Raw genomic sequence first — 17,253 nt, 5'->3', positions numbered from 1 at the left:
CGCGTCACCCGGTCCGGCGCGCCGGAGCGGCCGTGAGCACCGAGTTCGCCGGCCTGAGGGCGGTGGTGACCGGCGGCGGCTCCGGCATCGGCCTGGCCACCGCCCGGCTGCTCGCCGAGCGGGGCGCCGCCGTCGCCTGCCTCGACCTGGACCCCGCCGCGGCGCCTGCCCCGCTGCGCGCGCTGCGGTGCGACGTCACCGACGACATCTCCGTGGCCGAGGCCGTCACCGCCGCGGCGCGCCACCTCGGCGGCATCGACATCCTGGTCAACAACGCCGGGGTCGGCGCGCGGGGGACCATCGAGGCGAACCCGGTCGACGAGTGGCAGCGGGTCTTCGACGTCAACGTGGTCGGCATCGTCCGGGTCACCCGGGCGGCGCTGCCCGCGCTGCGCGCCTCGCGCCACGCGGCGGTGGTCAACACCGGCTCCATCGTGGCGGGCACCGGCCTGCCGGACCGGGCGCTCTACAGCGCGACCAAGGGCGCGGTGCAGGCCCTGACCCTGGCGATGGCCGCCGACCATGTCGCCGAGGGCATCCGGGTCAACTGCGTCAATCCCGGCACCGCCGACACCCCGTGGGTGCGCCGCCTGCTGGCGGCGACCACCGACCCGGAGGCCGAACTCGCCGCCCTGCGGGCCCGCCAACCCATCGGCCGACTGGTGTCGGCCGACGAGGTGGCCGCCGCGATCGCCTACCTGGCCAGCCCGCTGGCCGCCGCCACCACCGGGACCGTGCTGGCCGTCGACGGCGGCGTGCACGGCCTGCGTCTGCGCCCGCCCGGTGACGCTCCGCCCCCACCCGCGAATTGAGGAGCCCCCTGTGGAGACCAACCGGTTGGGCCGTTCGACGGTCCGGGTCACCTCGGTCGGCTTCGGCGCGGCCGGGATCGGCAACCTCTACCGCGCCGTCGCCGACGACGAGGCGCGTGGCGCCGTCGACGCCGCCTGGAACGACGGCATCCGATACTTCGACACCGCCCCGCACTACGGCCTCGGTCTCTCCGAGCGCCGCCTCGGCGCGGCCCTGGCCGGGCGGCCCCGCGCCGAGTTCACCGTCTCCACCAAGGTCGGTCGCATCCTGGTCCCGTCCCCGGACACCGCCGACCGGCGCGACGACGCCGGCGGGTTCGACGTGCCCGCCGACCACGTGCGCCGGTGGGACTTCAGCGTCGACGGGGTACGCCGGTCGCTGGAGTCCAGCCTGACCCGCCTCGGCCTCGACCGGGTGGACGTGGTGCTGATCCACGACCCCGACGAGCACTGGCGGCAGGCGGTCGACCAGGCGTACCCGGCGCTGCACGAACTGCGCGCGCAGGGTGTGGTCGGTGCGATCGGGGTGGGCATGAACCAGTGGCAGATGCTGGAGCGGTTCGTCGTCGACACCGACGTGGACACCGTCATGCTCGCCGGGCGCTACACCCTGCTCGACCAGTCCGCCGGGCGGACGCTGCTGCCCCGGTGCCGGGATCGGGGGGTGGGGGTGCTCGCCGCCGGGGTGTTCAACAGCGGCGTGCTGGCCACCGACCCGCCCGGGCGGACCTACGACTACGGGCCGATCCCGCAGCCCCTGCATGACCGGGCGCGGCGCATCGCCGAGGTGTGCCGCGCGCACGGCGTGACGCTGCCGCAGGCGGCGATGGCGTTCGTCGCCCGGCATCCCGCCGTCGCGACGGTGGTCCTCGGTGCGAAGAGCCCGGCCCAGGTGCGGCGCAACACCGCCTGCGCCGCCGCGCCGGTGCCGGATTCGCTCTGGACGGACCTCGCCACGCAGGGGCTGGTCGAGTCGTGAGGATCGCGCTCTTCGTCACCTGCGTGGTCGACACCATGGCGCCCGGCACCGGCCGCGCGGTGGTGCGCGTCCTCGAACGGCTCGGGCACCGGGTGACGTTCCCGGCGCAGACCTGCTGCGGCCAGATGCACCTCAACACCGGCTACCCGCGCGAGTGCGTGCCGCTGGTGCGCCGGTTCGTCGACGATTTCGCCGACGCCGACGTGGTGGTCTCCCCGTCGGCGTCCTGCGTGGCGATGGTGCGCGAGCAGCACCGGCGGGTCGCCGAGATCTCCGGCGACGCCGCTCTGGCCGACGCCGTGGCTTCCACCGCGCCCCGGGTGCACGAGTTCAGCGAGCTGCTCGTCGACGTGCTGGGGGTGACCGACGTGGGGGCCCGTTTCCCGCACCGGGTCACCTACCACCCGACCTGTCATGGGCTGCGCACGCTGGGGCTCGGCGACCGGCCGCTGACGCTGCTGCGCGCCGTACGCGGGCTCGACCTCGTCGCGCTCGGCGGCGCGCGCGAGTGCTGCGGCTTCGGCGGGACGTTCGCGTTGAAGAACGCCGACGTCTCGGTCGCCATGGGTGCGGACAAGGTCCGGCAGGTGCTCGCCACCGGCGCGCAGGTGCTCACCGCCGCCGACAACTCCTGCCTGCTGCACGTCGGCGGGCTGCTGTCCCGGGCCCGCTCGCCGGTGCGGGTCATGCACTACGCCGAGATCCTCGCGGCGGGGGAGCGTCCGTGAGCGGCGCGACCTGGCTGGGCATGCCGGCCTTCCCGCAGGCGGCCCGCGCGGCGCTGGCCGACCGGCAGCTGCGCGCCAACCTGCGCCGGGCGACCACCACCATCCGGGCCAAGCGGGAGGCGGTGGTGGCCGAGCGCGCGGACTGGGAGCACCTGCGCGAGGCGGGCGCCGCGATCAAGGACCGGACGCTGCGGGGCCTGGACCGCTACCTGCTCCAGTTCGAGCAGCAGGCCACCGCCGCCGGGGCGGTCGTGCACTGGGCCCGCGACGCCGCCGAGGCCAACCGCATCGTCGTCGACCTCGTGCGCGCGGCCGGCGCCGACGAGGTGATCAAGGTCAAGTCCATGGTGACCCAGGAGATCGAGCTGAACGCCGCGCTCGCCGCGGCCGGGATCGCGGCCCACGAGACCGACCTGGCCGAGCTGATCGTGCAGCTCGCCGACGACCTGCCCTCGCACATCCTCGTCCCGGCGATCCACCGCAACCGCGCGCAGATCAGGGACATCTTCCGCCGGGAGATGCCCGGCGTCCCGGACGACCTCGACGACGAGCCGGCCGCGCTCGCCGCCGCCGCGCGCCGGCACCTGCGACGCAAGTTCCTCACCGCCCGGGTCGCCGTGTCCGGCGCGAATTTCGCGGTCGCCGAGTCGGGCGCCCTGGTGGTGGTGGAGTCCGAGGGCAACGGCCGGATGTGCCTGACCCTGCCCGAGGTGCTGATCAGCGTCGTCGGCATCGAGAAGCTGGTGCCGACCTGGGCCGACCTGGAGGTGATGCTGCAACTGCTGCCGCGCTCGTCGACCGGGGAGCGGATGAACCCGTACACCTCGACGTGGCGGGGCGTGCACCCGGGCGACGGGCCGGGCGAGGTGCACGTGGTCCTGCTCGACAACGGCCGCACCGCCGTGCTCGCCGACGACGTCGGCCGCCAGGCGCTGCGCTGCATCCGCTGCTCCGCCTGCCTCAACGTGTGCCCGGTCTACGAGCGCACCGGCGGGCACGCGTACGGCTCGCCGTACCCCGGCCCGATCGGGGCGATCCTCACCCCGCAGCTGCGCGGCATGCGCGGCGACCCGGTCGCGGCCCAGCTGCCGTTCGCGTCCACGCTCTGCGGGGCCTGCTACGAGGTGTGCCCGGTGCGTATCGACATCCCCGCCGCCCTGGTGCACCTGCGGGCCCGCACCGTCGACGAGGCGCGCGGTCCGCTGTCGGTGGAGCGGGCGGCGATGCGGGCCGCGGCCTGGACGCTGGCCCGCCCGCGTCGCCTCGCCGCCGCGCAGCGTCTCGCCGCCCTCGCCGGCGCGCTCCTCGGTCGCCGGGGCCGGATCGGCCGGCTGCCGGGACCGCTGGCCGGCTGGGCCCGGGCCCGGGACACCCCGACGCCGCCGGCGGAGTCGTTCCGGGCCTGGTGGCGCGGAAACCGGAAGGGTACGGCCGGGTGAGCGCCCGGGAGGAGATCCTGAGCCGGATCCGCGGCGCGTTCGCGGACGCGCCCGACACGCCTGTCGAGGTGCCCCGCCGGTACGCGCGCGCGGTCGACGGGGTGGACGTGGTGGCGTTGTTCGCCGAGCGGGTCGGTGACTACCGGGCGAGGGTCCGCGTGGTGGACCCGGCGGCCCTGGCGGACGTGGTGGCGGTGGAGCTGCGGGACGCGGGCGTCGAGGTGCTCGCGGTGCCCGCGGACCTGCCGGGGGAGTGGTCGGCGCGGACCACCGCCCGGGTCCACGCCGACTCGCCCCCGCTGTCGGTCGAGGCGCTGGACGGCTGCGACGGGGTGCTGACCGGCTGCGCGGTGGCGATCGCCGAGACCGGGACGATCGTGCTCGACGGCGGGCCCGGCCAGGGCCGCCGTGCCCTGACCCTGGTGCCGGACGTGCACGTCTGCGTGGTGGCGGCGGCGTCGGTCGTCGGCACGGTGCCCGAGGCCGTCGCCCGGCTGGCCGGGACCCGGCCGCTGACCTGGATCAGCGGCCCGTCAGCCACGAGCGACATCGAACTCGACCGCGTCGAGGGCGTGCACGGGCCGAGGAACCTCGTCGTCCTCGTGGTGGATCCGGGCCGGCGCTGACCCTCGGTGCCGGTCAGTCCGACCGGTTGTCGTCGTCGGCCTCGGCCAGGATCGTCCGTAGCCAGGACTCGGAGGTGTTGACGTGCATCAGCGCGGTCGCCTGGGCGAGCAACTGGTCGCGGGAGCGCAGCGCGCGGTAGATCGCCTGATGTTCGCCGAGCGTGACATGTGCCGCGTTGCCCTCGATCAGGCCACGCCAGACCCGGGCTCGCACGGTCCGGCCGGACAGCCCGTCGAGCAGCGAGGTGAGCGTCTCGTTGCCGGTGGCGGCGATGACCGTGCGGTGGAAGGCCGTGTCGTACTGGATCAGCTTCTCGGCGTCCTCGGCGGCGGTCCGCATGTCCTCCAGGATCTGCGCCAGCTCGTCGAGGTGGGCGTCGGTGAGACGGACGGCGGCCAGGCCGGTGGCGGCCGGCTCCAGCAGCCGGCGTACCTCCATGACCTCCAGCAGGGTGTCGTCGCGCAGCAGTTCGACGGCCAGGCCGACGCCCTCCAGCAGCAGGCGTGGCGCCAGGCTGGTGACGTAGGTGCCGTCGCCGCGGCGGACGTCGAGCACGCGCGCGGACTCCAGCGCCTTGACCGCCTCCCGGACGCCGCTGCGCGAGAGCCCGATCTGGACCGCCAGCTGAGGTTCCGGAGGCAGCCGCGCGCCCGGGGGCAGCTCCCCGGACTGGATCATCTGCCTGATCTTTGCGATGGCCTCGTCGGTCAGTGCCATGCGCCCTCCCTCGCCCCGGTGCTTCCGCGGTAGACATCATATCTCCGCACGTCCATGCCCCTGTGGCCAGCTCCGTCCAGGTGTGAGTGGTCCGGGCGGAGGGCGATCGGTGCGAGCCCGTAACCCGGACGAAACCTGGCTCTAGACAGTCGGAAAGGGTTTCGTCTATAAAGACATCAGATCTTTGCCGCATGTTTTTGATCTTCTCGTTTCCCACCACCGGTCGCTCCGGCGCGGGTTCCGCCGTCGTCGCACGCCGGCGGCCGACGAGCCAGCACCCGTCCCGCGCAGGCCGAACCCGAACAGGAGAACGGTGAGCATTTCGAATTCGCTACGCCTGACATTGGTGTCACTGCTGGGCCTGGGCATGCTCACCGCATGCTCCTCCGACGACAGCGCCGGCGCCGCCGGTGGCGGCAAGCCGCTCGTCGGCGTCGACTACCCCCGGTCGGACACCGACTTCTGGAACGCCTACATCAAGTACGTCCCGCCCGCGGCGCAGGAACTGGGCGTCGACCTCAAGACCACCAACTCGCAGAACGACATCGCGACGCTCATCTCCAACACCCAGACGTTCATCAGCCAGAACGTCAAGGGTGTGGTGATGGCGCCGCAGGACACCGCCGCCATCGCCCCGTCGCTGCAACAGCTGGCCGACAAGAAGATCCCGGTGGTCACCATCGACACCCGGCCGGACGCCGGCAAGGTCTTCATGGTGGTCCGCGCCGACAACCGCGCCTACGGCACCAAGGCGTGCCAGTTCCTCGGCACGAAGCTGGGGGGCAAGGGCAAGGTCATCATGTTCCAGGGCGGGCTCGACTCGATCAACGGCCGGGACCGCACCGAGTCGTTCAACGAGTGCATGAAACAGAACTATCCCGGCATCACCGTCTTCGGCGAGGCGACCGAGTGGAAGGGAGACCTGGCGGCGTCGAAGTTCCAGACCCGGCTCGCCTCCGACCCGGACATCAAGGGCGTCTACATGCAGTCCTCCTTCGCGCTGGCCGGCACGCTCCAGGTGCTCAAGCAGCGCAACCTGCAGTTCCCGCCGTCGGACCCCCGGCACGTCTTCGTGGTGTCCAACGACGGCATCCCGGAGGAACTCAAGGACATCAAGGAGGGCCTGATCGACGCCACGGTCAGCCAGCCCGCCGACCAGTTCGCCAAGTACGGCCTCTACTACGTCAAGGCAGCGATCGACGGGAAGACCTTCGCGCCCGGCCCGACCGACCACGACAGCACCATCGTCCAGGTCCGTGACGGGCTCCTCGAGGACCAGCTCGCCGCGCCGCTGGTCACCGCCGACGGCGCCACCATCGCCGGGCAACCGACAGTGAAGTACGACGACAAGACGCTGTGGGGCAACGCGTCGTGACCGACCCCGCAGCACCCCCCGACGACGGGCGGAGCGGTCACGGTCCACCCGTCGTCGAGGCGGTCGACATCACCAAACGGTACGGCTCCACGGTCGCCCTGGACTCGGCCGGCATCATGATCCGGCCGGGAGAGACGCACGCCCTGGTCGGCCGCAACGGGGCCGGCAAGTCCACCCTGGTCAGCATCCTCACCGGCCTCCAGGAGCCGGACGGCGGGCAGGTCGCGTTCGACGGCCGCCCGGCCCCGCCGCTGGCCGACCGGGACGCCTGGCGGCGCCGGGTCGCCTGTGTCTACCAGAAGTCGACGGTCATCCCCACCCTGAGCGTCGCGGAGAACCTGTTCCTCAACCGCCACGCGCGGGGCCGGGACCGGCTCATCCGGTGGCGCACCGTGCGCCGGGAGGCCGAGCGGCTGCTCCAGGAGTGGTCGGTGGCGGCGGACGTGGACCAGCCGGCCGGCACGCTCACCGTCGAGGAACGCCAGTTCGTCGAGATCGCCCGGGCGCTGTCGTTCGGGGCCCGGTTCATCATCCTCGACGAGCCCACCGCGCAGCTCGACGCCGGCGGCATCGCCCGGCTGTTCGCCCGCATCCGCGATCTCCAGCACCAGGGCGTGACGTTCCTGTTCATCAGCCACCACCTCCAGGAGATCTACGAGATCTGCGACACCGTCACCGTGTTCCGCGACGCCCGGCACATCCGCACCGCGGCGGTCGCCGACGTCACCCCGGCCGAGCTGGTGGCCGCGATGACGGGGGAGGAGGCCGCCGCCGGGCCCGCCACCGCCCGGCCCGCGCCGGCCGGGGACACCGCCGAGCTGTTGACCGTCGAGGGTCTGGTCACCGGCGCCGGGGCCGAGGCGTCCTTCCGCGTCCGCGCCGGCGAGGTGGTCGGGTTGGCGGGCGGCGGCGGCAGCGGCAAGGTCGACGTGGCCGAGACGATCGTCGGCCTGCGCCGGCGGTGGGCCGGCACGATACGCCTCGACGGGCGCGTGCTGCGCCCCGGCAGCGTGCGCGACGCGCTCGACGCCGGCATCGGGCTGGTCCCGCAGGACCGGCACCGGCAGGGCCTGGTGCCGATGCTGTCGGTCGCCGAGAACATCACCATGACGGTGCCGGGGAAGCTGCGTCGGCGCGGCTTCCTCGCGCCGGCGCGCCGCGACGCGTTCGCCGAGCGGTCCATCGCGGACCTGGGCATCAAGACCGCCGGCCCGGGGCAGCCGGTCTCCGGCCTGTCCGGCGGCAACCAGCAGAAGGTGGTGATGGGCCGGGCGCTGGCCAGCGACCCGCAGCTGCTGGTGCTGATCACTCCCACCGCCGGGGTCGACGTGCGGTCGAAACAGAACCTGCTCGCGGTGGTCGACCGGGTCTCCGCCCAGGGCACCGGCGTGCTCATCGTCTCCGACGAACTCGACGACCTGCGGGGGTGCGACCGGGTGCTGGTCATGTTCGCCGGCCGCGTCGTGCGGGAGATACCCCGGGGCTGGCGCGACGCCGACCTCGTGGCCGCCATGGAAGGGGTGCAGGCCGAGCATGTCTGACACGCTTGTCTCCACGGGCGCCCCGGCGCCCACCGACCGTCCGACCGCCCGACGGCGGATGCCCGCGCTGGCCCGGCTGCGGGACCTGGTGCTCGTGCCGGCGATCGTGGTGATCGCCGTGGTGGGCCAACTGGTCAACCCGGTGTTCCTGCAGAGCGACAACCTGATCAACATCCTGCAGAGCATGTCCGCCATCGCGATCCTGGTGCTCGCCGAGACGCTGGTGCTCGTCACCGGCAAGATGGACCTGTCGCTGGAGTCCACCTTCGGCCTGGCCCCGGGCGTCGCGGCCTGGCTGGTGGTCGACCCGGCGATCACCCACGGGCTCGGTGTCGACCTGCTCGACGGCGCCTGGGGCGTCCCGGTCACCCTGCTCGTCGGCGCGCTGATCGGCGCGTTCAACGGCCTGCTGATCGTCCGGTACGGGCTGAACGGGTTCATCGTCACGCTCGGCATGCTGATCGTGCTGCGGGGCCTGCTCACCGGCATCTCCGGCGGCAGCACCTTCTTCGGCCTGCCGCCGTCGATGTCCTACCTCGGCAGCGCCTCCTGGCTGGGGGTGCCGGTCTCCATCTGGCTCTGCCTGGTGGCGTTCGCGGTGGCCGTCGTGGTGCTCGGCTTCACCGCCGGCGGCCGGGCGCTCTACGCCATCGGCGGCAACGTCGACGCGGCGCGGGCGGCCGGCATCCGCACCGACCGGATCCTCTGGCTCACGCTCGTCACCGCCAGCGTGCTCGCCGCGCTGGCCGGCCTGATCCAGGCCGGGCGGCTCGCCTCCATCCCCAGCGGCCAGGGCGACGGGGCGATCTTCCAGGTGTTCGCCGCGGCGGTCATCGGCGGCGTGAGTCTCAACGGTGGCAAGGGCAGCATGGTCGGCGCCTTCACCGGGGTGCTGCTGCTGTTCATGATCGTCAACGTGCTGACGCTGGCCGGGGTGCCCGCGCAGTGGACCAACTTCCTCAACGGCGCGGTCATCCTGGTCGCTCTGGTGCTGTCCCGGATCACCGGTGGCAAGGCGCAGGAGTGAACGCGCCGGGCGGCGCAATCATGTGATGTACGCGCCCTCGATCGATGAACTATGGACTATCCATCGATAGAAGGGTAGAAATACGTCTGATGTTCGCCCCGGGCGTCGTTGCTCGGCTGCGCATCGGCCCACGCCTCACGGGTGCCGCCGTCCGGCACCGATCGACCTTCCGGGGAGCAGACGGTGACTGAGCTGATCTCGTCCGTAGCGACCTTCGACGTGCGATTCCCGACCTCGCGGCACCGCGACGGATCCGACGCGATGAACCCCTTCCCCGACTACTCCGCCGCCTACGTGGTGCTGCGGACCACCGGTGGCGCCGAGGGCCACGGCCTGATCTTCACCGTCGGTCGCGGCACCGAGGTCCAGGTGGCCGCCGTACGAACACTCGCCGACCTGATCGTCGGCGCGTCGGTCGACGAGATCGTGGCGGACCCGGGCGCGCTCGCCCGTCGCCTGATCGGCGACAGCCAGATCCGCTGGCTCGGCCCCGAGAAGGGCGTCGTGCACATGGCCGCCGGCGGCATCGTCAACGCCGTCTGGGACTTGGCCGCACGGCGGGCCGGCAAGCCACTGTGGAAACTGCTGGCCGACCTGACCCCCGAGCAGGTCGTCGCCCAGGTGGACTTCCGCTACCTGCGCGACGCCCTCACCGAGGAGGAGGCCCTGGCGCTGCTGCGCGCCGCCGTGCCGGGCCGGGCCGAGCGGGAGCGGCTGCTGCGCGCGGAGGGCTACCCGGCCTACACCACCACGCCGGGCTGGTTGGGCTACGACGACGACAAGCTCACCCGGCTGTGCCAGGAGGCGGTCGAGGACGGCTACGACCTGATCAAGCTCAAGGTCGGCGCCGACCTGGACGACGACGTCCGCCGGATGGCCCTGGCCCGCAAGGCGGTCGGGCCCGAGGTGCGCCTCGCCGTCGACGCCAACCAGATCTGGGGGGTGCCCGAGGCGATCGGGTGGATGAACGCATTGCGCGGCTTCGACCCGTACTGGATCGAGGAGCCGACCTCGCCGGACGACATCCTCGGCCACGCCGCGGTTCGCCGCGCGGTGGCCCCGATCAAGGTGGCCACCGGCGAACACGTCCACAACGCCGTCATGTTCAAGCAGCTCCTGCAGGCCGGTGCGGTCGACGTCGTGCAGATCGACGCCTGCCGGGTGGGTGGCGTCAACGAGAACCTGGCGATCCTGCTGCTGGCCGCCAAGCACGGGGTGCCGGTCTGCCCGCACGCCGGCGGCGTGGGCCTGTGCGAACTCGTGCAGCACCTGGCGATGTTCGACTTCGTGGCGGTCAGCGGCAGCTGGGAGGACCGGGCCATCGAGTACGTCGACCACCTGCACGAGCACTTCGTCGATCCGGTACGCGTCGAGCGCGGCCGCTACCGCGCGCCCACCGCGCCGGGCATGAGCGGACAACTCCTGGCCGACTCGCTCGACGCGTACCGCTTCCCCGACGGTCCCGAGTGGGCCGTGGCGGACGACGCCGTCGCGGCCGCGACCGCCTGACCTGGAGGCCCGACCCGTGCGGGACGACGAATCGCCGACCCGCGCCGCGACCCCGCACCGACCAGTTCCACCGAGCGCCCGGACGAGCAGGGAGACGTCGTGATCGTCGACGCGCACCACCACCTCTGGCGACCCGAGCGGGGCTACACCTGGCTCGACGACCCCGAGCTGGCCGGCATCCGCCGGCCGTTCACCCCGCAGGACCTCCGTGCCGAGGTCACCGCCGCCGGTGTACGCCACACGGTGCTGGTGGAGGGCGGTCGCTGCCACCGCGACGAGGTGCCGGAATTCCTCGGGTACGCGGCCGACACCGAGCCGATCGCCGGAGTCGTGGCCTGGGCCGACGTCACCGACCCCGACCTGCCGGACACGCTGGCCGGTTACCGGCGGATGCGTGGCGGCGAGCTGCTGGTGGGCATCCGCTCGCAGGTCCAGGGCGAGCCCGACCCCGACTACCTGGACCGTCCGGAGGTTCGCCGGGGCCTGGCCGCGGTGGCCGACACCGGACTCGTCTTCGACCTGGTGGTCCGGGCCGACCAGCTTCCCGCCGCGGCCCGGGCGGCGCGAGACCTGCCACAGCTGCCGTTCGTCCTGGACCATCTGGGCAAGCCGCGCATCCGGGCCGGCGTGGCCGGGCTGGCCGGCTGGTCGGCGGACCTCGCGGCGCTCGCGGTCAGTCCGAACGTGACAGCCAAGCTCTCCGGTCTGGTGACCGAAGCCGGGCCGGGCTGGACGGTGGCCGCGCTGCGCCCCTTCGTGGCCGTCGCGGTGGACACCTTCGGGGCGTCGCGGCTGATGTTCGGCTCCGACTGGCCGGTCTGCCTGCTGGTCGCCGACTACGGCAAGGTGCGCGACGCGCTGGGTGCGGCGCTCCCGCCGCTGTCCGCGGCCGAACGCGACGAGATCTTCGCCGGCACCGCGACGCGCGTGTACCGGCTCGCGGTCTGACCGGAAGGAGCTGACGGATGCAACGCTACGGCACGGTGATCCGGCTGCGCCCGGAGCGGCGGGCGGACTACCTGCGGCTGCACGCCCAGGTCTGGCCGGCCGTGGAGCAGACGCTGCGGGAGGCCAACATCCGCAACTACACGATCTTCCTACACGGCGACCTGCTGTTCGGCTACTACGAGTACGTCGGCACCGATCACGCCGCCGACCAGGCCCGGATCGCGGCCGATCCGCAGACACGTCAGTGGTGGCAGCTCACCGACCCGTGCCAGCAGTCCCTGGCCGAACCGGGATCCGGGCAGTGGTGGGCGCCGATGCAGGAAGTCTGGCACCTCGACGAAGGCGGAACGACATGACGCAGGCCGCACTGTACGTCGGCAATCGCACCTTCACCGTCGAGGAGCGACCGGCGGTGCCACCCGGGCCGGGGGAGGTCCGCATCGCCGTCGCCTACACCGGGATCTGCGGCACCGACCTGCACGTGATGCACGGTGCGATGGACCATCGGGTGACCGTGCCGGCGGTGATCGGGCACGAGATGGCCGGCCGCGTCGCCGAGCTGGGCGCCGGCGTCACCGGCTGGCGGGTCGGCGACGCGGTCACCGTGATGCCGCTGGCCTGGTGCGGCCGGTGCCCGGCGTGCCGCGCCGGTGACCAGCACGTCTGCCACCGGCTCACCTTCATCGGCGTCGACTCCCCGGGCGCGATGCAGAGCTCGTGGACGGTGCCCGCCGAGACCCTCGTGGGGTTGCCCGAAGGGCTGTCCCTGCGGCACGGGGCGTTGATCGAACCGACCGCGGTGGCGGTGCACGACGTACGGCGCTCCCGGCTGGCGGCCGGCGAGCACGCGGTGGTGATCGGCGCGGGTCCGGTCGGCCTGCTGATCGCCTGCGTCGCGCGCAGCGTCGGCGCGGCCGTCGTCCTGGTCGAACTCGACCCGCACCGCCGTGACGTCGCGGCGAGGCTCGGCTTCACCGCGGTCGACCCGGCCACCACCGATCCGGCGGACTTCGTCGACGGCTGGACCGGCGGGGCCGGAGCGGCAGTGGTGTTCGAGGTGTCCGGGTCGGCGGGCGGGGTGCGTACCGCCACCGGACTGCTCGCGGTGCGCGGACGCCTCGTCGTGGTCGGCATCCACCCGGTGCCCCGCGAGGTGGACCTGCACCGGGTCTTCTGGCGCGAGCTGGAGATCGTCGGCGCCCGGGTCTACCGGCGCGACGACTTCACCGAGGCGGTCCGCCTGCTGGCCGCCGGGGAGGCGCCCGCAGCGGACCTCATCTCCGCGGTGGTGCCGCTGAGCGACGTGGCGAGGGCGTTCGACGCGTTGGAACGCGGCGGAGTGGTCAAGATCTTGATCGACTGTGACGGAGGCCGATGATCATGTTCGACCTGACCGGCCGGCTGGCCGTGGTGACCGGATGCCGGCGCGGTATCGGGTTGGCCATGGCCGAGGCCCTCGCGGGTGCCGGCGCCGACATCGTCGGCGTCAGCGCGGCCCTGGAGAGCGAGGGCAGTGAGGTGGCGCGGCGGGTCGAGGCGCTGGGCCGGAACTTCACGGCGTACCGCGTGGACCTGGCCGACCGCGCGGCGGTGGGCGCGCTGGCCGCGGCGCTGGCCGGCGGCCCTCGCCCGGTGGACATCCTGGTCAACAACGCCGGCACGATCCGGCGGGCGCCGGCCGCCGAGCATCCGGACGAGGACTGGGACGAGGTGGTGCAGGTCGATCTGACCGCGCCGTTCGTGCTCGCCCGGGAGATCGGTCGGCAGATGGTCGACCGGGGAAGCGGGAAGATCATCTTCACCGCCTCCATGTTGAGCTTCCAGGGCGGGGTCAACGTGGTCGGGTACGCGGCGGCGAAATCGGCGATCGCCGGGGTGACGAGGGCGCTGGCCAACGAGTGGGCGGGCCGGGGCGTCAACGTCAACGCCGTCGCCCCCGGCTACATCGCCACCGACAACACCCAGGCGCTGCGTGACCAGGTGGACCGCAACAGGGCGATCCTGGAGCGCATCCCGGCGGGCCGGTGGGGGCGACCCGAGGATCTGGCCGGGGCGACGGTCTTCCTGGCCTCCGACGCCGCCGCCTACGTCCACGGCACCATCCTCGCCGTCGACGGAGGTTGGCTGGGCCGCTGAGCCGGATGGCGAACGCCCGCGTGCGACGGCGGCACGCCGTTCCGCTCGCGGTCAGGGCACTAGATCACCCGGCGTCGCACCCGCCACACCACCACACCGGTCAGGACCGCCGCGACGGCGACGAACAGGGCCGCCTCGACGAGCTGGAACGTCCAGAACCGGTCGGCCGGGTGATAGACCGCGAACCGCTGGATGCCCCGCGCGTGCAGGAACTGGTTGAGGTTGGTGCCGGCCCCGTCGGCGGCGGCTTCCAACTCGTGGTAGTCGGTCCAGCTCAGCCTGCGCCCGGCGGCGTCTGCGTAGCCGTGTTCGATCGTCCAGTCGGCGACGTCGTGCAGGGGGCGGTGCCCCGCACTGTCGTTCGAGCCGCCGACGGGGATCGGGTCCATGGTGGTGAGCGGCGTGGCGTACGCGGGACGGGCCAACAGCGCCACCGACATCCGGGCGGCGAGGAACGCCCCGAACGCGACGCCGAACGCGGGCAGGCTGCGGCGCAGGATCGCCCCGGCGGCGGTGGCGACGCCGAACGCGAACAGCGCGTACGCCACCGGAACGAGGCCCTCCAGGTCGAAGGCGTCGTACTGGAAGCGCCCTTCCCACGCGTCGAACGGCTGACGGAACCAGGTGAGCACCGCGGTGAACATCCCGGTGAGCGTGATCGTGGCACCGGCCAGTGCCGCGAGCTTCGCCGCCAGCCAGCGCATCCGCGGCACGGCCTGCGTCCAGGCGAGCTGCCAGGTGCCGTCCTCCAGTTCGCGCGCGAGCAGCGGCGCACCGAGGAACGCACCGATGACGACGGGGACCAGATAGAAGGCCGCCAGGAGGTTCTCGACGTACCCGTACTCCTCGTCGAGCCGGCGGAACGAGGCCGCGCAGGCCTCGTTGACGCCGGCCTCTCCCGCACACCGGGCGGGGCCGCCGGGAAACAGGTCGTGGGCCTGCGTCCCGAGCACGAGCAGGGCGGCGCCGAACGTGCCGACGAGCAGACCCAGGACGCAGACCTCGGTCCGGTGCTGGCGCCAGATCAGCCACGTCATGCCGCCACCCCCGACCGGACCGTGGCGCTCGGCCCGGACGACCGGCGCAGGTATGCCAGCACCAGGTCCTCCAGCGCGACCGACCGGGCCTGCCATCCGGGCGCGGCCGGGATCGCGCCGTCGCGTACCAGCAGGGTCGTGTGCCGGTCGCTGTGGACGGCCTCCACCACGGCGCCGGACCGCTCGATGTCGGTGGCCGTGCGCGGGCCGACGAGCAGCCGGTGCTCGGCGAGGAGGGTGTCGATGTCGCCGGTGAGCGTGACCCGGCCGTGGTTGAGCACGACCAGGTGGTCGCAGACGCGCTCCAGCTCGTGCACCACGTGGGAGGAGAACAGGACGGTCACGCCGCCTTCGGCCACCGCGCCCATGAGAACCTGCAGGAACTCGTGCCGGGCCAGCGGGTCGAGGCTGGCCACCGGCTCGTCGAGGACGAGCAGATCCGGCCGCTTCGCCAGGGCCAGGGCCAGGGCGACCTGGGCCTGCTGCCCGCCGGAGAGCGTGCCGGCCCTGCGGTCGAGCGGAATGCCCAGCTTTGCCAGCCGACGCTCGGCCAGCCCCTGGTCGAACCGGACGTTGCAGGCCCGGCCGAAGCGGAGCATCTCGGCGACGGTGAAGCGCTTGTACAGCGGGTGGTCCTGGGCCAGGAACCCGATCCGGGACAGGGTTTGCGGGGTGCTGGCGGTGACGTCCCGGCCGAGGACCTCCACGGTGCCGGTGCTCGGTGCCAGCAACCCGACGGCCAGGCGCAGCAGTGTGGTCTTGCCCGCGCCGTTCGGCCCGACCAGGGCGATCACGCCGCCCGCCGGCAGGGCCAGGGTGCAGTCGCGCAGCGCCCAGCCCTTCCGGTATCGCTTGCCCACACCGTCGGTGCGCAGCGCGAACTCGGCCGCTGTCACGCCGCGTCCTCGTTCCTCGTCTGCTGGTGGACGGAGGTGAGGAGCGCGTCGACCGCCTGCTCGTCGAGGCCGGCCGCGTAGGCGCGACGCAGCCAGGCCGCCAGGCCGCGGCGCAGCGACGTGTACGTCGATGCCGACATCGCGGCCGACTGCTGTTCGTCGACGAACGTGCCCTGGCCGGGCCGGCCGGTGACCAGGTTCTCCTGCTCCATCTGCCGGTAAGCCTTGGCGACGGTGTTCGGATTGATCGCCAGGTCCTCGACCACCTCGCGGATGAGCGGGAGGCGGTCGCCGGGCTGGAGGAAGCCCAGCAGCACCGCCTGGCGGACCTGCTGGACGAGTTGCAGGTACGGCGGCACGCCGGAGTGGGTGTCGAGCCGGAAGACGAACACGGTAACCCCTTAATTGCTTTTCTAGGAACATAGTAAAGCAGCAGGTGGCCGGTCAAGGACCGTGCCTCCGGTGGAAAACACCTGGCGGATCGCGGCGGCCGCTGTTACTTTGCCGGAGGCCGTGCGAGAGACCGAGGAGGTGGTACCCGTGAACGTTTCGACATGGGTGCTCCCCTGCGGGGTCACGGTCGGGCGATAAGTCGCCCGGGAGCGCCGTTCACGAGCACTCCCGAAAGGCACGACCATGCGATTCACCACTGAGCAGCGCCTGGACGACGGCGTCCTCGAACGCGAGTTCACCCTCGACGAGATCCCCGGCATCCTGTGGACGCCCGAGTCCGCGTCCCCGTCGGCGCCGGTCCCGCTGATCCTGCTCGGCCACCCTCCGCTCGGGCTGCGCACGATGTACCCCCGCCTGGTGGCGCGGGCCCGCCACGCCGCGGCGGACGGCTTCGCCGCCGCCGCCATCGAGCTTCCCGGCAGCGGCGACCGGCCCCGGTGGCCGGCTCTCGACCAGGCCCGCGCCGACCTGCGCCGGGCCATGGCGGCCGGCCACCCCGTCGACGACGAGATCGTCGACGCGCTCATCCTTTCGCTCGTCGACAAGGCGGTGCCGGAATCGCGGGCCGCCCTGGACGCTCTCCTGGCGCTGCCCGAGATCGGCGGCCCGGTCGGGTACTCCGGGGGAGTGATCTCCATCGGCATCCGGCTCGCGGTGGTCGAGCCGCGCATCGTGGCCGCCGGCCTCTTCGCCGGGAGCCTCGTGCCTCGCGCCATGTTCGAGGAGGCCCGTCAGGTCACCATTCCGCTGTACGTCCTGCTCCAGTGGGACGACGAGGGTAACGACCGCCAGGCGTCCCTGGACCTGTTCGACGCCTTCGGCTCCGAGGAGAAGACGTTGCAGGCCAACATGGGCGGACACACCGGTGTCCCGCCGTACGCCGGGGACGGCGCGGGCCGGTTCTTCGCCCGGCACCTGAGCTAGCTGCGCGTCGGACCGGCCCGAGGCCGGCGGTCAGCAGACCGCACAACCGCCCCGACCGCGGCGGTACCGACCATCGGCGGTGCCGGCCGGTCGGGGCTGCGCTGC

18 protein-coding genes are annotated in these 17,253 nt (G+C 72.9%); 14 read left to right on the top strand and 4 right to left on the bottom strand.

Annotation, left to right across the window (positions count from 1 at the left end):
- Window positions 1–32 precede the first annotated feature (32 nt).
- The 5 genes from O7598_RS17695 to O7598_RS17675 are packed head-to-tail and all read left to right on the top strand — an operon-like array spanning window position 33 to window position 4,584.
- Window positions 33–812 carry an SDR family NAD(P)-dependent oxidoreductase gene (locus O7598_RS17695; protein ID WP_269692443.1) on the top strand — a complete coding sequence of 260 codons (780 nt, stop codon included), beginning with the start codon at window positions 33–35 and terminating at the stop codon, window positions 810–812.
- Window positions 813–822: 10 nt separating this feature from the next.
- The gene (locus tag O7598_RS17690; RefSeq protein WP_269692442.1) at window positions 823–1,791 is read left to right on the top strand and encodes an aldo/keto reductase; all 969 of its coding nucleotides are present in this window, start codon (window positions 823–825) and stop codon (window positions 1,789–1,791) included.
- A complete protein-coding gene (locus O7598_RS17685; protein ID WP_269692441.1) occupies window positions 1,788–2,519 on the top strand; it encodes a (Fe-S)-binding protein in 732 nt (243 codons plus the stop codon). Before O7598_RS17690 ends, O7598_RS17685 begins: the two co-directional genes overlap by 4 nt.
- Window positions 2,520–2,539: 20 nt before the next feature.
- The gene (locus O7598_RS17680; protein ID WP_269694897.1) at window positions 2,540–3,958 is read left to right on the top strand and encodes a lactate utilization protein B; all 1,419 of its coding nucleotides are present in this window, start codon (window positions 2,540–2,542) and stop codon (window positions 3,956–3,958) included.
- Entirely contained in the window at window positions 3,955–4,584 is a 630-nt protein-coding gene (locus O7598_RS17675; protein WP_269692440.1) for a LutC/YkgG family protein, read from the top strand. Before O7598_RS17680 ends, O7598_RS17675 begins: the two co-directional genes overlap by 4 nt.
- Before the next feature lie 13 nt (window positions 4,585–4,597).
- Here O7598_RS17675 and O7598_RS17670 read toward each other — a convergent pair whose 3' ends face one another.
- Window positions 4,598–5,302 (bottom strand): FadR/GntR family transcriptional regulator, encoded by a 705-nt coding sequence (locus O7598_RS17670; RefSeq protein WP_269692439.1) that lies wholly within the window; start codon window positions 5,300–5,302, stop codon window positions 4,598–4,600.
- A 346-nt stretch (window positions 5,303–5,648) separates the two neighbouring features.
- Here O7598_RS17670 and O7598_RS17665 point away from each other — a divergent pair, with 346 nt between their 5' ends.
- The 8 genes from O7598_RS17665 to O7598_RS17630 all read left to right on the top strand — a co-directional run bounded on the left by O7598_RS17665 (window position 5,649) and on the right by O7598_RS17630 (window position 13,838).
- Window positions 5,649–6,677, top strand: a complete 1,029-nt coding sequence (locus tag O7598_RS17665; protein ID WP_269692438.1) for a sugar ABC transporter substrate-binding protein — start codon at window positions 5,649–5,651, stop codon at window positions 6,675–6,677.
- Window positions 6,674–8,218, top strand: a complete 1,545-nt coding sequence (locus O7598_RS17660) for a sugar ABC transporter ATP-binding protein (protein ID WP_269692437.1) — start codon at window positions 6,674–6,676, stop codon at window positions 8,216–8,218. Before O7598_RS17665 ends, O7598_RS17660 begins: the two co-directional genes overlap by 4 nt.
- The gene (locus tag O7598_RS17655) at window positions 8,211–9,245 is read left to right on the top strand and encodes an ABC transporter permease (RefSeq protein WP_269692436.1); all 1,035 of its coding nucleotides are present in this window, start codon (window positions 8,211–8,213) and stop codon (window positions 9,243–9,245) included. Before O7598_RS17660 ends, O7598_RS17655 begins: the two co-directional genes overlap by 8 nt.
- 183 nt (window positions 9,246–9,428) lie before the next feature.
- Window positions 9,429–10,754: an enolase C-terminal domain-like protein gene (locus tag O7598_RS17650; protein ID WP_269692435.1), complete on the top strand. Its 1,326-nt coding sequence runs from the start codon at window positions 9,429–9,431 to the stop codon at window positions 10,752–10,754.
- A gap of 99 nt (window positions 10,755–10,853) precedes the next feature.
- On the top strand, window positions 10,854–11,702 hold the full coding sequence (locus O7598_RS17645; RefSeq protein WP_269692434.1) for an amidohydrolase family protein: 849 nt from the start codon (window positions 10,854–10,856) through the stop codon (window positions 11,700–11,702).
- Window positions 11,703–11,719: 17 nt separating this feature from the next.
- Complete coding sequence (locus tag O7598_RS17640) at window positions 11,720–12,058, top strand: L-rhamnose mutarotase (protein WP_269692433.1); 339 nt, start codon at window positions 11,720–11,722, stop codon at window positions 12,056–12,058.
- Window positions 12,055–13,080 carry a zinc-dependent alcohol dehydrogenase gene (locus O7598_RS17635; RefSeq protein WP_269692432.1) on the top strand — a complete coding sequence of 342 codons (1,026 nt, stop codon included), beginning with the start codon at window positions 12,055–12,057 and terminating at the stop codon, window positions 13,078–13,080. Before O7598_RS17640 ends, O7598_RS17635 begins: the two co-directional genes overlap by 4 nt.
- Window positions 13,077–13,838, top strand: a complete 762-nt coding sequence (locus O7598_RS17630) for an SDR family oxidoreductase (protein ID WP_269692431.1) — start codon at window positions 13,077–13,079, stop codon at window positions 13,836–13,838. Before O7598_RS17635 ends, O7598_RS17630 begins: the two co-directional genes overlap by 4 nt.
- Before the next feature lie 59 nt (window positions 13,839–13,897).
- On the opposite strand, the gene O7598_RS17625 is transcribed toward O7598_RS17630, so the two are convergent.
- The 3 genes from O7598_RS17625 to O7598_RS17615 are packed head-to-tail and all read right to left on the bottom strand — an operon-like array spanning window position 13,898 to window position 16,163.
- Window positions 13,898–14,875, bottom strand: coding sequence for an ABC transporter permease subunit (locus O7598_RS17625; protein ID WP_269692430.1), 978 nt, complete (start codon window positions 14,873–14,875; stop codon window positions 13,898–13,900).
- Window positions 14,872–15,771 carry an ABC transporter ATP-binding protein gene (locus tag O7598_RS17620; RefSeq protein ID WP_269692429.1) on the bottom strand — a complete coding sequence of 300 codons (900 nt, stop codon included), beginning with the start codon at window positions 15,769–15,771 and terminating at the stop codon, window positions 14,872–14,874. The genes O7598_RS17625 and O7598_RS17620 overlap by 4 nt, the downstream gene beginning before the upstream one ends.
- Window positions 15,768–16,163 (bottom strand): GntR family transcriptional regulator, encoded by a 396-nt coding sequence (locus O7598_RS17615; protein WP_269692428.1) that lies wholly within the window; start codon window positions 16,161–16,163, stop codon window positions 15,768–15,770. Before O7598_RS17615 ends, O7598_RS17620 begins: the two co-directional genes overlap by 4 nt.
- Window positions 16,164–16,407: 244 nt before the next feature.
- On the opposite strand from O7598_RS17615, the gene O7598_RS17610 reads away from it, so the two are divergent.
- Window positions 16,408–17,148, top strand: coding sequence for an alpha/beta hydrolase (locus O7598_RS17610; RefSeq protein ID WP_269692427.1), 741 nt, complete (start codon window positions 16,408–16,410; stop codon window positions 17,146–17,148).
- The last annotated feature ends 105 nt before the right edge of the window (window positions 17,149–17,253 follow it).

It is taken from the genome of Micromonospora sp. WMMC241, from assembly GCF_027460165.1.
GTDB classification, from domain to species: Bacteria; Actinomycetota; Actinomycetes; order Mycobacteriales; family Micromonosporaceae; genus Micromonospora; species Micromonospora humi.
This window is presented reverse-complemented; position numbering and strand designations above follow the sequence as displayed.

Coding starts and splice junctions, on each gene's coding strand:
- O7598_RS17680 (WP_269694897.1), top strand. CDS start 2,540: ATGCCGGCCTTCCCGCAGGCGGCCCGCGCGGCGCTGGCCGACCGGCAG.
- O7598_RS17670 (WP_269692439.1), bottom strand. CDS start 5,302: ATGGCACTGACCGACGAGGCCATCGCAAAGATCAGGCAGATGATCCAG.
- O7598_RS17655 (WP_269692436.1), top strand. CDS start 8,211: ATGTCTGACACGCTTGTCTCCACGGGCGCCCCGGCGCCCACCGACCGT.
- O7598_RS17640 (WP_269692433.1), top strand. CDS start 11,720: ATGCAACGCTACGGCACGGTGATCCGGCTGCGCCCGGAGCGGCGGGCG.
- O7598_RS17635 (WP_269692432.1), top strand. CDS start 12,055: ATGACGCAGGCCGCACTGTACGTCGGCAATCGCACCTTCACCGTCGAG.
- O7598_RS17630 (WP_269692431.1), top strand. CDS start 13,077: ATGATCATGTTCGACCTGACCGGCCGGCTGGCCGTGGTGACCGGATGC.
- O7598_RS17625 (WP_269692430.1), bottom strand. CDS start 14,875: ATGACGTGGCTGATCTGGCGCCAGCACCGGACCGAGGTCTGCGTCCTG.
- O7598_RS17610 (WP_269692427.1), top strand. CDS start 16,408: ATGCGATTCACCACTGAGCAGCGCCTGGACGACGGCGTCCTCGAACGC.